Source organism: Faecalibacter sp., assembly GCF_057177045.1.
The window spans coordinates 399437-412476 of record NZ_CM169987.1 but is presented as its reverse complement, the minus strand read 5'-3'; the positions used below and the strand labels follow the sequence as shown (position 1 = coordinate 412476).

Annotated in this window: 12 protein-coding genes, 1 tRNA gene and 1 pseudogene; 11 read left to right on the top strand and 3 right to left on the bottom strand. The window is 34.6% G+C overall.

Features of this window, described 5'->3' with window-relative positions; genetic code table 11:
* Window positions 1–121: 121 nt before the first annotated feature.
* The 9 genes and pseudogenes from AC1QSP_RS01880 (at window position 122) to AC1QSP_RS01840 (ending at window position 10278) form a co-directional block, all read left to right on the top strand.
* Window positions 122–757 (top strand): annotated as a pseudogene (locus AC1QSP_RS01880) (glycoside hydrolase family 3 protein).
* Window positions 694–2103: a glycoside hydrolase family 3 C-terminal domain-containing protein gene (locus AC1QSP_RS01875; protein ID WP_484079527.1), complete on the top strand. Its 1410-nt coding sequence runs from the start codon at window positions 694–696 to the stop codon at window positions 2101–2103. The pseudogene AC1QSP_RS01880 and the gene AC1QSP_RS01875 overlap by 64 nt, the downstream one beginning before the upstream one ends.
* A gap of 60 nt (window positions 2104–2163) precedes the next feature.
* Window positions 2164–2931, top strand: coding sequence for a hypothetical protein (locus AC1QSP_RS01870; protein ID WP_484079526.1), 768 nt, complete (start codon window positions 2164–2166; stop codon window positions 2929–2931).
* A gap of 1 nt (window position 2932) precedes the next feature.
* Window positions 2933–3709 (top strand): hypothetical protein, encoded by a 777-nt coding sequence (locus AC1QSP_RS01865; RefSeq protein ID WP_484079525.1) that lies wholly within the window; start codon window positions 2933–2935, stop codon window positions 3707–3709.
* Between the two features lie 35 nt (window positions 3710–3744).
* Window positions 3745–5787, top strand: coding sequence for a S9 family peptidase (locus AC1QSP_RS01860; RefSeq protein ID WP_484080377.1), 2043 nt, complete (start codon window positions 3745–3747; stop codon window positions 5785–5787).
* A gap of 405 nt (window positions 5788–6192) precedes the next feature.
* The gene (locus tag AC1QSP_RS01855) at window positions 6193–6996 is read left to right on the top strand and encodes an alpha/beta hydrolase (RefSeq protein ID WP_484079524.1); all 804 of its coding nucleotides are present in this window, start codon (window positions 6193–6195) and stop codon (window positions 6994–6996) included.
* Window positions 6997–7053: 57 nt separating this feature from the next.
* Window positions 7054–8910 carry a RecQ family ATP-dependent DNA helicase gene (locus AC1QSP_RS01850; RefSeq protein ID WP_484079523.1) on the top strand — a complete coding sequence of 619 codons (1857 nt, stop codon included), beginning with the start codon at window positions 7054–7056 and terminating at the stop codon, window positions 8908–8910.
* Window positions 8911–8921: 11 nt separating this feature from the next.
* Entirely contained in the window at window positions 8922–9863 is a 942-nt protein-coding gene (fmt, locus tag AC1QSP_RS01845) for a methionyl-tRNA formyltransferase (protein ID WP_484079522.1), read from the top strand.
* A 124-nt stretch (window positions 9864–9987) separates the two neighbouring features.
* Window positions 9988–10278: an HU family DNA-binding protein gene (locus AC1QSP_RS01840; RefSeq protein ID WP_322970106.1), complete on the top strand. Its 291-nt coding sequence runs from the start codon at window positions 9988–9990 to the stop codon at window positions 10276–10278.
* 69 nt (window positions 10279–10347) lie between these two features.
* Here the strand turns inward: AC1QSP_RS01840 and pdxH are convergent, their stop codons facing one another.
* A complete protein-coding gene (gene pdxH / locus AC1QSP_RS01835; protein ID WP_484079521.1) occupies window positions 10348–10995 on the bottom strand; it encodes a pyridoxamine 5'-phosphate oxidase in 648 nt (215 codons plus the stop codon).
* 59 nt (window positions 10996–11054) lie between these two features.
* On the opposite strand from pdxH, the gene AC1QSP_RS01830 reads away from it, so the two are divergent.
* Complete coding sequence (locus tag AC1QSP_RS01830) at window positions 11055–11612, top strand: YqgE/AlgH family protein (RefSeq protein ID WP_484079520.1); 558 nt, start codon at window positions 11055–11057, stop codon at window positions 11610–11612.
* Window positions 11613–11614: 2 nt separating this feature from the next.
* Here AC1QSP_RS01830 and AC1QSP_RS01825 read toward each other — a convergent pair whose 3' ends face one another.
* Together AC1QSP_RS01825 and AC1QSP_RS01820 are read right to left on the bottom strand one after the other, a co-directional pair.
* Window positions 11615–12430 (bottom strand): aminotransferase class IV, encoded by an 816-nt coding sequence (locus AC1QSP_RS01825; protein ID WP_484079519.1) that lies wholly within the window; start codon window positions 12428–12430, stop codon window positions 11615–11617.
* A gap of 25 nt (window positions 12431–12455) precedes the next feature.
* A complete protein-coding gene (locus AC1QSP_RS01820; protein ID WP_322970112.1) occupies window positions 12456–12839 on the bottom strand; it encodes an START-like domain-containing protein in 384 nt (127 codons plus the stop codon).
* 115 nt (window positions 12840–12954) lie between these two features.
* Between AC1QSP_RS01820 and AC1QSP_RS01815 the strand changes: the two genes are divergently transcribed.
* Window positions 12955–13028, top strand: a tRNA-Met gene (locus AC1QSP_RS01815).
* Window positions 13029–13040: the final 12 nt, after the last annotated feature.

Here is a 13040-nt window from a genome sequence, read left to right as displayed (position 1 = left end):
AACAATATTTTTGTATTTTTAATGCACTCCTTCTACCATCAAAAACTAATTTCATATTGAATGGTACATCGTAAATCCAACGGGATCATAATTTTCACCTTTATGGTATCATTATCACTTCATGCTCAAAATACATTCGCTGAAAAAAAAGCAAAAGATACCGAACCTTCAAAGTACAGATGCTAGTATGGGGGTTACCAATCCAGGATATCGCCCAAATGATAAAGGAGCAACGGCTATGCCTTCCGCCATTTTGGTGGGTTCATCCTTTAATCCAATATTGGCATATCGTGTAGGTGAAGCCATTGCAAAAGAAGCACGTATCAGAGGATTTAATGTCCTTTTAGCCGGTGGAATTAATTTGATACGAGATGTTCGAAATGGACGCAATTACGAATATTATTCAGAAGATCCATGGGGAACGGCATTATTTGGAGCAGCAGCAGTTAATGGAATTCAACATCAAAAAGTAATCTCAACACTAAAACATTATTCTCTTAATTCAAATGAAACCAATCGCCATTGGTTGGACGCTATCATTGATCCTGCAGCCCATCGAGAATCAGATTTATTGGCATTTTAAATCGCAATTGAAAAATCAAATCCTGGTTCAATTATGGGTGGATATAATAAAATCAATGGGGAATATGCCAGTGGAAATCATTATTTATTAAATGAATTACTGAAAAGGGATTGGAAATACAAGGGATATGTGATGTCCGATTGGGGGCAGTTCCCAGTTGGGATTATGCGTTAAAAGGTTTAGATCAAGAATCTGGGATTCAATTGGATGTCATGCAATGGGGAGCAGAAGCTTTTACGGATTCGTTAAGGCATGCCTACCAAAACGATCATTTGCCCAAAGAAAGATTATCCGATATGGTCCAACGTATTTTATATGCTATGTATGCTGTTGGCGTTATGGATTGGAAGGAGAAAATCAAGGTCGATACAAATGCTCATCATCAGATTGCATTGGCTACCGCAAGAGAAGGAATGGTTTTGCTCAAAAACGATCAAAATATCCTTCCTTTGGATCCCAATAAAAAAATGAAAATTGCTGTCATTGGAGGCAATGCCCATTTGGGAGTTTATTGCGGATCCGGTTCTGGAGCTGTTTTACCCGAAAGTGGATATGCTGCAAAAATTAATATTGGAGGTACAGGAATAATGAGTGGAGGACGAACATTATATTTGATTCCAACTTCTCCCCTTTCCGAATTACAAAGAGCACTACCCCATGCTACCATCGATTTTGATCCTGGCTACACCATTGCTGAAGCTAAATTATGGGCCAAGCAGGCAGACATTGTCATTGCCTTTGGTTCACGCGTGGAAGGCGAAGGTTTTGATTTAGTGGATTTATCGTTACCCCAAGGTCAAGATCAATTGATTGATGAAATCGCTCAAGTTAATCCCAATACGATTGTCGTGTTACAGACGGGTAATGCTGTCCATATGCCTTGGAAGGATAAGGTAAAAGCTATACTTCAAGCGTGGTTTCCAGGACAAGGGGGCGCACAAGCGATAGCTGAAATTTTAACGGGTCAAGTAAATCCTTCTGGAAAATTACCATTAACTTTTCCAACAGATTTAGATCAAACCCCACGTCCATTATTAGCAGGTCTAGGAACACCATGGGGTACTCCAACCACAATCATATATAACGAAGGTGCTGACGTAGGTTACCGATGGTACGCTAACCGTGAATTGTCTCCCATGTTTTCTTTTGGTTATGGGTTAAGTTATACTCATTTTGAAATATCTCATTTTAAAATTGAGCATAAAAATAAATTACAGTTTAGTGTAACAGTGAAGAATACTGGTGCGATGAAAGGCGCTGAGGTGCCACAATTATATTTAGAAAAATGGAATGAGCCCCATCGTTTCAGATTAGTGGCATTTGATAAAGTAGAATTACAACCAGGTGAATCGAAAACCATTCATTTTGCAATTGATCCACGTTTAATCGCTGATTTTGATTGGAAAAACCAACATTGGAGAGTAAACAAGGGAACTTACACTTTTGCCATTGGAAATTCATCCACTCATCTGGTGGAAAGAATTACCCTAGAACTTAAAGAAAATATATTTAAAGATTAAGGGGATCGCCACTGCGTATTCATATAAAATCCTTTAAATTTGAGCATAAAATCAATTCCAATGAAATCATTTTTCACAACCATATTATTATCGGCGATCGGGATCGCTCAAGCGCAAGAGGTAAACGATTATCACTACATTATCATTCCTCAAAATTTAACAGGATTTGAAAACAATGAATATAAAATTAAAAATCATTTAAATCAGTTACTTAAGGATAAGAACTATAAAACCATTTCATATAATAATGCCAATTGGCCTGAAGATTTAAGACAAAATCCATGTTTAGGGCTAACTGTCGATGCTAAACGTGTCAAATCCATGATGACCAATCGTATTGAAGTCGAATTCAAAAATTGTCAAAATGCAGTGGTGGCTACGATGGAAGGTAATTCACGTATCAAAGAGTTTGAAGCGGGGTTCCAAGATGCTATTCATAAAGCGATAGAGAAATTACCGGTATCACATCCAAAAGAAATAACGATTGCTCCCAACGATATAAAACCGAATAAAGTTCAAGCGGAGATCATTGAAAATAAAGAAATTGCTACTCAAAAAAGCGTTCCATCAGTAATGAATACGAATCAATTATCGGATGGTAAAACCCTTTTCCAAAAAGTGGATTTACAAAACGGTGGATTTATGATTATGTCAGAAAATGGAACACAAGTGATCGCCCGATTTGAACCTACTTTACGTCCTAACGTGTATCGTGTTCACGTTATGGCTGAGAATCTTCATACCATTGGATATCAAAATAATAATGGAATTTCTTATGAAGTGGTAGAAGGAAATACTTGGAAAGAAGTGAAATTATTATTCAAATAAGATGAAGAAAATATTAGCCGGCCTTTTCCTTTGTGCGCTTAGCGTTGGTAAAGCACAATCAACATCAGATTACAAATATATTATTGTTCCTGAATCATTTAAAGATTTTGAAAAAGAAGATTATCAGTTAAATACACTTTTAAAAACCTTATTGCGTAAAAAGAAATATGAAATTGTGGTAGAAAATGCGACGAATATTCCGCTTGAGATCACACAAGATCAATGTTTAGCACTTCGAGCAGATATTCAAGCGGTTAAAAGTTCATTTCAAAATAAATTGAATGTAGTGTTTACGGATTGTCATCAACAAATTCGCTCAGAATATCATGGAGCATCAAAAATAAAAGATTTTGAAAAAGGTTACCAAGATGCATTACATCTTGCAATGAATAAATTGCCTTTACAAAATGCTAAAGTTCCCACAAAAACGAGTTTTAAAAACACTGAAACAAGCTCGGTGACAGAAGAAGTCAATGGAGAAATAAAAATCCCCATTAATTCATCTAACCTGAAAAATACAGCATACTTATTTGACTCTAAAGGGAGTACTTATCAATTAATTGAACTTTCTAAAACCAAAGCGCAATTAATGGATGTACAGAAACAAAAAGTAATCGCCATGCTGTATCCATCGAGTAAAGATAAAGTTATGCATGTTGAAGTTCTTTCTGATCAAGGAAACTACAATACCCTTGGTTATGTCGAGGGGCAAAATCTGTTCATTGAGTTTAAAACTGGAAACGAAACTTGGACTAAAACTGAATTTAAGAGCAAATAAAAAAGCTCTAAATTTGCACTTTTAAAAATATGACTATGCAAGCACCGGTTGCTAAAAAGATAGAAAAGAAATTAGAAAAACACGGAGATGTACGCATCGATAACTATTATTGGTTAAATGAACGCGAAAATCCCGAAGTGATTTCGTATTTAGAAGAAGAAAACAAATACACTGAATTTGTTTTAAAACCTACAGAAGAACTTCAAGCGAAATTATTTGAAGAAATGAAATCGCGCATTAAAGAAGATGATTCTTCTGTCCCTTATAAAATCAATGGGTATTGGTATTTAACAGAATTTCAAAAAGGAAAAGAATACCCTATCCATAAACGTCGCAAAGATACGTTAGCCAACGAAGATGAAATCTTATTTGATGTGAATCCCATGGCTGCAGGTCATGCGTATTATCATTTAAGTGGCTTATCTGTTTCACCAGATAATCGCTTATGTTCTTTTGGAGTAGACAACGTTTCTCGTCGAATTTATACCATCCAAATCAAAGATTTAACCACAGGTGAAATTTTAGGGGATAAAATCGAGAATACAACAGGAGGTTCAGTTTGGGCTGCGGACAACAAAACGTTATTCTACACAAGAAAAGACGAGACATTACGTGCTTACCAAATTTGGAAACACAAATTAGGAACATCTCAAGAAGAGGATGTTTTGGTATTTGAAGAAAAAGATGAAACATTCTCTGTTTATGTATATAAATCAAAATCAAGAGAATATATCATTATTGGTTCTTCTTCAACTGTGTCAGACGAATACCGTTTTATTTCGTCTAATACTCCTGATGCTGAATTTAAAATTTTCCAAGAACGTGAGCGTGATTTAGAATATTCAATTGAACATTTTGGAAATGAATTTTACATTCAAACCAACAAAGATGATGCTTTCAACTTCAAGTTAATGAAAACTTCAGTTGAAGCAACTGAACAAGAAAATTGGGTTGAAGTTATACCACATCGCGAGGAAACATTTATCGAAGGTTTTGAAATTTTCAAAAACTATTTGGTGATTGAAGAACGTACAAATGGTTTAATGCAAATGAACATTAAAGCATGGGACGGATCGGAAGATTATTATTTGCCTTTCAACGAGGAAACGTACACTGCAGGTGTTGGTACAAATCCAGATTTTGATACCGATATCTTACGTTATGGGTATACATCATTAACTACTCCTACTTCAGTCATTGATTTCAATATGAAGGACAAAACGTTCGAAGTAAAAAAAGAACAAGAAGTTTTAGGTGATTTTAACAAAGACAATTATGTATCTGAACGTATATGGGCAGAAGCACGTGATGGTGAAAAAGTTGCAATTTCTTTAGTGCATCACAAAGATACTAAGTTATCTGCGGATACACCTTTATTATTATACGCTTATGGATCTTATGGTTATACGATTGAACCTAACTTTAGTTCTGTTCGTTTAAGTTTATTGGATCGTGGATTTGTTTACGCTATTGCACACATCCGTGGTGGACAATATTTAGGACGTGAATGGTACGAAGATGGAAAAATGTTAGACAAGAAAAATACATTCTTCGATTACATTGATTGTGCGAAATACTTGATTGAAAAAGGCTATACTTCTACTCCACACTTATACGGAATGGGTGGTTCTGCCGGTGGTTTATTAATGGGAGCTGTTATTAATTACGAACCTACATTATTCAACGGAATCGTTGCCCAAGTTCCTTTTGTGGATGTGGTAACAACAATGTTAGATGATACAATTCCATTAACAACGGGAGAATACGACGAATGGGGAAATCCAAATGAAGAAGAATACTATTTCTATATGAAAGAGTATTCGCCTTATGATAATGTTGAAGCTAAAGCTTATCCAAATATGTATGTTTCAACTGGGTTACACGATTCTCAAGTTCAATATTGGGAACCAGCGAAATGGGTAGCTAAATTACGTGAGTTAAAAACTGACAACAATATATTACTTTTAGATACCAATATGGATACAGGGCACGGTGGTGCTTCTGGTCGTTTCGAATCCTTAAAGGAAGATGCAAAAGAAGATGCTTTCTTATTTCTACTAGAAGGAATTACAGCATAAAATTCAAATAGCCAACTCCATAGGAGTTGGCTATTTATCTTTTTAATTCTCACTTCTGCAAAATCATAAATATCATTTCTTTTCAAAAAGATGGCCCATTTGAATTGATTTCAAAATGCGTATCAGGATATAAAAAATGATTTTATATTTTACAACAATCATTTGATTAAACTAAACGGGAGATGTGTCTTCATTAAACGTATAATGTACTTGAACATCTACTCTACTCTTCTATCAATCAATTCTCCAACAAATGCATAATTTTTTCCTCTTTCGCGAAGATGATAAAAGGAAACAGCCATATGATTATACGGATCATTTTCATATTCGAATTTTAATAATAACTGCTAAGGATTGACTTTGTTCTAAATTAGAGTTAATTTTATCATATCCAAATACTTACCTATGATTAAATTTTTTATAAATATTATCCTTTTTCTATTTGTTGCAAACAGTCATATTAATGCTCAGGATGCAATTCCAGATTATCAAACGATAGAAATCTTTTCAAAGAAATTAAACGAAAAGAGAGTAATCACGATTTGGACACCAGAGCATTATTCCACTACACCGCATACTTATCCTGTTTTATACATGTTAGACGGTGGAATAAATGAAGATTTCCCTCATCTCGCCAATACGATTGCTCATTTGATAAAGACAGATCAAATCATACCAATAATTTTAGTTGGCATTGAGAATACTGAAAGAAGGCGTGATCTTACGGGTTTTACCCAAGTAAAAAAAGACAAAAAAATAGCGCCTAAGGTTGGTGGATCATCTCATTTCAGGTCTTTTATCGCAGATGAATTAATTCCTCTTATCAATCAAAAATATAAAACAAATGCACGAAGAGGTATAATTGGGGAGTCCGTTGCTGGGTTATTTGTAATAGAAACATTACTTGATCAACCTGATTTATTCGATGATTATATTGTTTTTGACCCTTCCTTATGGTGGAATAATCAATTTTTAGTAAAGAAGTCTTCAAACAAGATGAATTTCTCCCAAAATAGAACTGTACGGTTATGGTTTGCGGGTTCAAGTACGAGTGATATTAATCCATATACTCAACAATTAGCTCAGAATTTAAAAAATCAACCAAATTCCAATTTAGTTTGGCAATATTCGGATGAACCCTATGAAAAGCATAATACTATTTTTAGAGCTACCAAAGAAAAAGCATTACGATGGACCTTTAAAAAATAAATCAACTGACATTATATGTCGTTGAAATGCCTTATTTTTACCAAAAGCTACCACGATTTGACAGCAAAAGAGATCTTAAATAAATATTGGGGATTCGAGGAATTTAGATCACCTCAAGAAGAAATTATCACCTCTGTATTGAACCGAACAGACACAGTAGCTGTTCTTCCAACAGGAGGTGGAAAATCATTGTGTTATCAAATTCCAGCTTTGTTATTTCCTGGCGTAACATTGGTGATTTCGCCCTTGATTGCTTTAATGAAGGATCAAGTCAATCAACTAAAATCCAATGGAATACCTGCGGAGTTAATTTCAAGTGAATTCAATCAACATGAAATCACTCAAATCTTAGATGAAACAAAAAAAGGGAATGTAAAGATCTTATATGTTTCGCCAGAACGTTTGCAGAGCACCATCTTTATTGAACATTTACGTTCCATTTTATTATCCTTAATTGCCATTGATGAGGCACACTGTATTTCGGAATGGGGACATGATTTTAGACCAGCTTATCATAAAATCGCTCGCATTAAACAGGTCTTTCCAAGTGTTCCAATTTTAGCCCTGACCGCAACTGCGACTCAACTGATCAAACAAGAAATTATACAAAAATTACAATTGTTTGAACCCCAAGTGTTTCAATCCACATTAAAAAGAGAGAATCTATCTTATCATGTGGTACCCTCACAAGATAAACTAGGCGACCTGCTGCGTTATTTTAAAGTACGAAAAGAAAGTGCAATTATCTTTGCCCGAAATCGAAAACAAACGCAGGAAATCGCTGAATTTTTATTGCGTCATCAGATTGATGCCAATTATTTTCATGCTAAATTATCCAAAGAAGAAAAAGAACAACGCCAAAACCATTGGACAGCAAGCGATACCCAAGTCATGGTGGCAACCAATGCGTTTGGAATGGGGATTGATAAGGCCAATGTCCGTTCTGTTTTTCATATGGATTTACCGCCTAGTATCGAATCATACTATCAAGAAGTAGGACGTGCAGGACGCGATGGTTTAAAAGCTAGAGGGATCTATTTGTATCAAAAAGAAGATCAAATCCATGCGGAAAATATTTTCAAGGCCAATTTACCTTCAAAGAAAGAATTTCTACGCATCGCCAATGCGCTGTTTAGCCATTTAATTATTGGCGAAGGGGAATTGCACAATTTAGACTATACGTTAGATATCCCTAGTTTTTCAGAAAAATATAAAATTAATGCAAAAACGATGGTGATGTTCCTCGATTTCTTAAACACTCAAGGCGTCATCTATCAAAAGAATTTTGCACAACAAAGCACTTTAAAAATTAACATTAGTCCGCAAACTGCAGATCGAATGAATCATCCTATCCTTGATTTTTTACAACGTACCTCCCCTGGAATTTTCATGCAACATCGTGAAATTAGTGAAGGACGAATCAGTTATGAGATTGGAGAAAGTATTACTGAAGTACGTCAAAAAATTCATGAGTTAAAAGAGAGACAGATTCTCGAATATTCTGATCGTTATTTGGCTCGTTTTCGATTCTTAGTTCCGCGAGAAGAAGCTTTATTCTCCAATAAACTTTGGACAATTTTTGAAAACATACAAATCTCCCAATGGAAACGTTTACAAGCTGTAGGCTACTATGCCGAACAAACGGAAAATTGTCGTGAACGTATGCTCTTAGCCTATTTTAATGAAAAATCGACAGAAAATTGTGGCCATTGTGATGTATGTCAAAAAAAGAAAAAAAGGGCTGATTTAAAATCAAAACTCTACGCATTTATTGCAACTGGAGAAAAATCAAACGAAGAAATTCTTACGAAATTCATAACTTCGCCAAAAGAAATGATCACCCAAATCTTACAACAACTCATCGATGACTCTAAAATCGAGGTGCAAGGTTTAGATCGATATAAAATCAAATAATTACTTAATATATGCGCGTAGTTTTTATGGGAACGCCTGGTTTTGCCACGGCTTCTTTAAACGAAATCCATACCAATAGTGAACACGAAGTCGTAGGTGTAGTTACTGTAGCTGATAAGCCTGCCGGTCGTGGACAGAAATTGAACATATCCGATGTAAAAAAATATGCCTTAGAGCATAACTTACCTGTTTTACAGCCTGAAAAGTTAAGAGATGAAAATTTCTTAGCCGAGTTAAAGGCACTAAATGCTGATGTGTTTGTAGTCGTTGCTTTCCGTATGCTACCAAAAGCGGTTTGGTCTATGCCTTCAAAAGGAACATTTAACTTACACGGATCTTTATTACCACAATACCGTGGTGCTGCCCCAATCAATTGGGCGGTAATGAATGGAGATACCAAAACCGGTGTAACGACATTTTTAATTGATGAAGCAATCGATACGGGAAACATATTATTAGCCGATGAAATTGCGATTGGTCAAAATGATTCTGTAGGCGTTATTCATGATCAATTGATGGAAATTGGAGCGCGTTTAGTCGTGAAAACATTGGATGGATTAGAAAAAGATGAATTAAAACCTCATCCGCAAGACGAAACCATTGAATTGAAGCATGCACCAAAGATCTTTAAAGAAGATTGTAAAATCGATTGGAATCAATCCATGAGTACCATTCATAATAAAATCAGAGGATTATCTCCTTATCCATGTGCTTGGACGACCTATGGTTCAGAGGACCAGTATAAAAATTTAAAAATATATGCGGGTTTAAAAACAGATTTAGAAGTCACAGGTGAATTATTTGAATTGGTTCGTACGAAAAATAATTTATATGTTCATTTGAATGATGGAATGTATGAAATCTTAGAATTACAGCCTGAAGGCAAAAGAAGAATGAATGCCAAAGATTTTATTAATGGAAGCCAATCGGATTCTAAAATTTTTGTCAAATAATTCTAAATCCTTTAAAAAATTGATTTTTTTTTTAGTTTCAATGAATTTTTTAGGCTTGTAAACTTGCACAAATAAAGGGAAAGAGTATATTTGTGTATAAATTAATTATAAAAAAGTTACGACTATGAACAAATCAGAACTTATTGACGCTATCGCAGCTGACGCTGGTATCTCTAAAGAAGCTGCAAAAAAAGCATTAAATTCATTCACTGAAAATGTAACAAAAGCTTTAGCTTCTGGAGACAAAGTTGCATTAGTAGGATTTGGTACATTCTCAACATCTGAAAGAGCTGCAAGAACTGGTATCAACCCACAAACTAAAAAAGAAATCAAAATTGCTGCTAAAACAGTAGCAAAATTCAAAGCTGGATCAGAATTATCTGAAGCAGTTGATACAAAAAAGAAAAAGAAATAATCGAAACGATTAGATCATAAAAAAAACCCACTTCCTTAGAAGTGGGTTTTCTATTTTATAGCTTTCAGATTAAGGGGCTAAACGTTCCTTTTTCCAATCATAATCTTCTTGTAAGACATATCGAACACGATCGTGTAAACGGTTCGGGCGACCTTGCCAAAATTCAATTTCTACAGGACGGATTAAAAATCCTCCCCAATGTTCTGGTCGAGGAATATCTTGCCCTTCATATTTTGTTTCTAAATTTTTTACTTCCGCTTCTAAATCTTCATGTTCATCTATTACACGACTTTGTTTTGAGACCCATGCCCCGATTTGACTTCCTCTTGGGCGTGTATCAAAATATCCATCGGATGTATTCTCAGATGTTTTTTCTGCGATTCCTTTGATGATAATTTGTTGTTCTAAAAATGGCCAGAAGAATGAAAGGGATACTTTAGGGTTTGCCAATATGGATTCGCCTTTTTGACTGTTGTAATTGGTATAAAATATGAATCCCTCATCTGTAAATCGTTTTAATAAAACAACTCGTGTTCGTGGATATCCATCCAATCCAATGGTAGAGATAGACATGGCATTTGCTTCATCTACCCCATCACATTCTTCCGCTTGTAAAAACCAATCGCGAAACTGTTCAATTGGATTTTCCTTTAAATCATCAAATTTCATTGATTTTTTTTCGTACGATTTACGGTGGTAAGATAAATCCTCTTTCATAATATTTTATTATTTTTAGTCTTGGTAAGAAGAACAGTGTTTCATTTATTCTCCCTTATATGTCCATCAAAAGTATAAAAAAAGGAGCGATATTAGTTGCTCGACCGTCATTAAACATTGATATTTTTAATCGATCAGTCATCTTAATCACCGAAACCCATGAAAATGGCACGGTTGGTTTTATCATCAACCGATCGCTTGAGGTTCCGATGCGTCTTTTAGCAAAAGATTTACCGATTGAAGATATGGTCTATGAAGGCGGCCCAGTCGATAAGAAAAACATTTATTATATTCATCAAAGACCGGATTTGATTCGAAATAGTCTACCCATCGCTAAAAATCTTTTCTGGTCAGGAAATTTTGAAGATGTTGAACGTCACATGAAATCGGGTGAAATCACTTCGAAAGAAATAAAATTCTTTTTGGGATATACTGGTTGGGCAAAGAATCAATTGGAAACAGAAATTGAAAAATATAACGAATGGGATATTCTCCCGGAGCACTCCATTGATATTTTCAGACCTCATGATCATCAATTATGGAAAAGTGTGATGAAAAAATTAGGGGGCGATAACCTGATATGGTTAAACACCCCCTTAGACCCTTCACTGAACTAAAATCAAATGAAAAATTGATGAAATAATTTTTCGGTTTCAGTTGTTGTGTATATTTTTTTTCTGTTTTGAGTAATCGATAAAATCCCCTCACCATCGATTAAAACAAATAGTTCATCTGCTTTTTGAATCTCAAATGGAAATATTTCTATTTCCTCTACTTCATAAGAATCACTTTGTTTTAATTTTTTGATAAAGTTATTACGCATAACACTGGTAATAACTCCTTCTTCCGCTTTTGGTGTTTTAATGATTCCATCTTTCAGAATATATATACTCCCTTTTAATGTTCGAGCCATTCGCTTATTTGGATTTAGTAAAATCAAATCCGCATAATCGTTCTCTAACTGGTAAATTTCAGCAATATATTCTTCAGGTTTTTGTGCATTCACTAATGCATAGAAGGATGGATTGATGGCATAATCTTTATATACATCAATTTCAGACGGTTGATTATAATATTCCCAAGCGTTTTCGCAAGGATCAACTCGTACGATGTAATCAATAGAAGCATCAACTAAATGTTCATTCGCTTGACGGTAGACAAAAAAAGTTATTTTACCATTTGTCACCTCATTCGCTTTTATCACTTGATGAATTTGTTCTTGGAAAAATTCTGGTGTAAAAGATAATGGAATATTCATACGAAAAATTCGCATTGAGGCCATTAAATTAAAATAATGATCTTCCCAATCCACAATTTCACCATGTACAACACGTAAAACTTCTTTAACCGAATCTCCGTTAAAAAATGCTCTGTTTTGAATCGAAACAGTTGCATTTACTTTTTCTACGATTAATCCCCCAACATTTATTTTCAAAACAGTAGTATTAAGTCTGATTTTCTTATTTAGATCCTAAAACTTTTTTAAGATCTTCAATTTGGCTTTCCCACAATTCTTTTGATTCTTCAATTTCATCCTCGTCCGCAAAATCGGTAATAACAATCGAAACATCATTTGTTAATTCGTCTACAACGATCGTTAATTCGAAGAAATATTTTGTGTCTTCATCATCTTCCCATTGAAAACGAACATAAGAATCTTGTTTCGATTTCATTAAAAAGGCAGAATCTTCTTGTCCATCCCAAATAAATGTATATTTCTCACCTCTTGAATTTACATTGTTAGCAAACCATTCTGATAATCCAGAAGGATTTGAGATATAGTTATATAGCAACGAAGGAGAAGCGTTAATTGAAAACTCAATTTGATATTTCTTTCTTGGCATAATTCTTATTTATTGTGGTCGCAAGATATAAAATGAAATGAATTTTCCAAAGAAAAATGAAATATAACTTTGCGAATATTTTAAAAAGTATTTATATTTGCAAACCAAAGAAAATGGCGAGGTAGCTCAGATGGTTAGAGCGCAGGATTCATAACCCTGAGGTCGGCAGTTCGATTCTGCTCTTCGCTACATCAAAAAACC

Excerpts from the sequence above, each read along its gene's own strand:
- AC1QSP_RS01870 (WP_484079526.1), top strand. The coding sequence starts at position 2,164 with ATGAAATCATTTTTCACAACCATATTATTATCGGCGATCGGGATCGCT.
- AC1QSP_RS01865 (WP_484079525.1), top strand. The coding sequence starts at position 2,933 with ATGAAGAAAATATTAGCCGGCCTTTTCCTTTGTGCGCTTAGCGTTGGT.
- AC1QSP_RS01860 (WP_484080377.1), top strand. The coding sequence starts at position 3,745 with ATGCAAGCACCGGTTGCTAAAAAGATAGAAAAGAAATTAGAAAAACAC.
- AC1QSP_RS01855 (WP_484079524.1), top strand. The coding sequence starts at position 6,193 with ATGATTAAATTTTTTATAAATATTATCCTTTTTCTATTTGTTGCAAAC.
- fmt (WP_484079522.1), top strand. The coding sequence starts at position 8,922 with ATGCGCGTAGTTTTTATGGGAACGCCTGGTTTTGCCACGGCTTCTTTA.
- AC1QSP_RS01840 (WP_322970106.1), top strand. The coding sequence starts at position 9,988 with ATGAACAAATCAGAACTTATTGACGCTATCGCAGCTGACGCTGGTATC.
- pdxH (WP_484079521.1), bottom strand. The coding sequence starts at position 10,995 with ATGAAAGAGGATTTATCTTACCACCGTAAATCGTACGAAAAAAAATCA.
- AC1QSP_RS01830 (WP_484079520.1), top strand. The coding sequence starts at position 11,055 with ATGTCCATCAAAAGTATAAAAAAAGGAGCGATATTAGTTGCTCGACCG.
- AC1QSP_RS01820 (WP_322970112.1), bottom strand. The coding sequence starts at position 12,839 with ATGCCAAGAAAGAAATATCAAATTGAGTTTTCAATTAACGCTTCTCCT.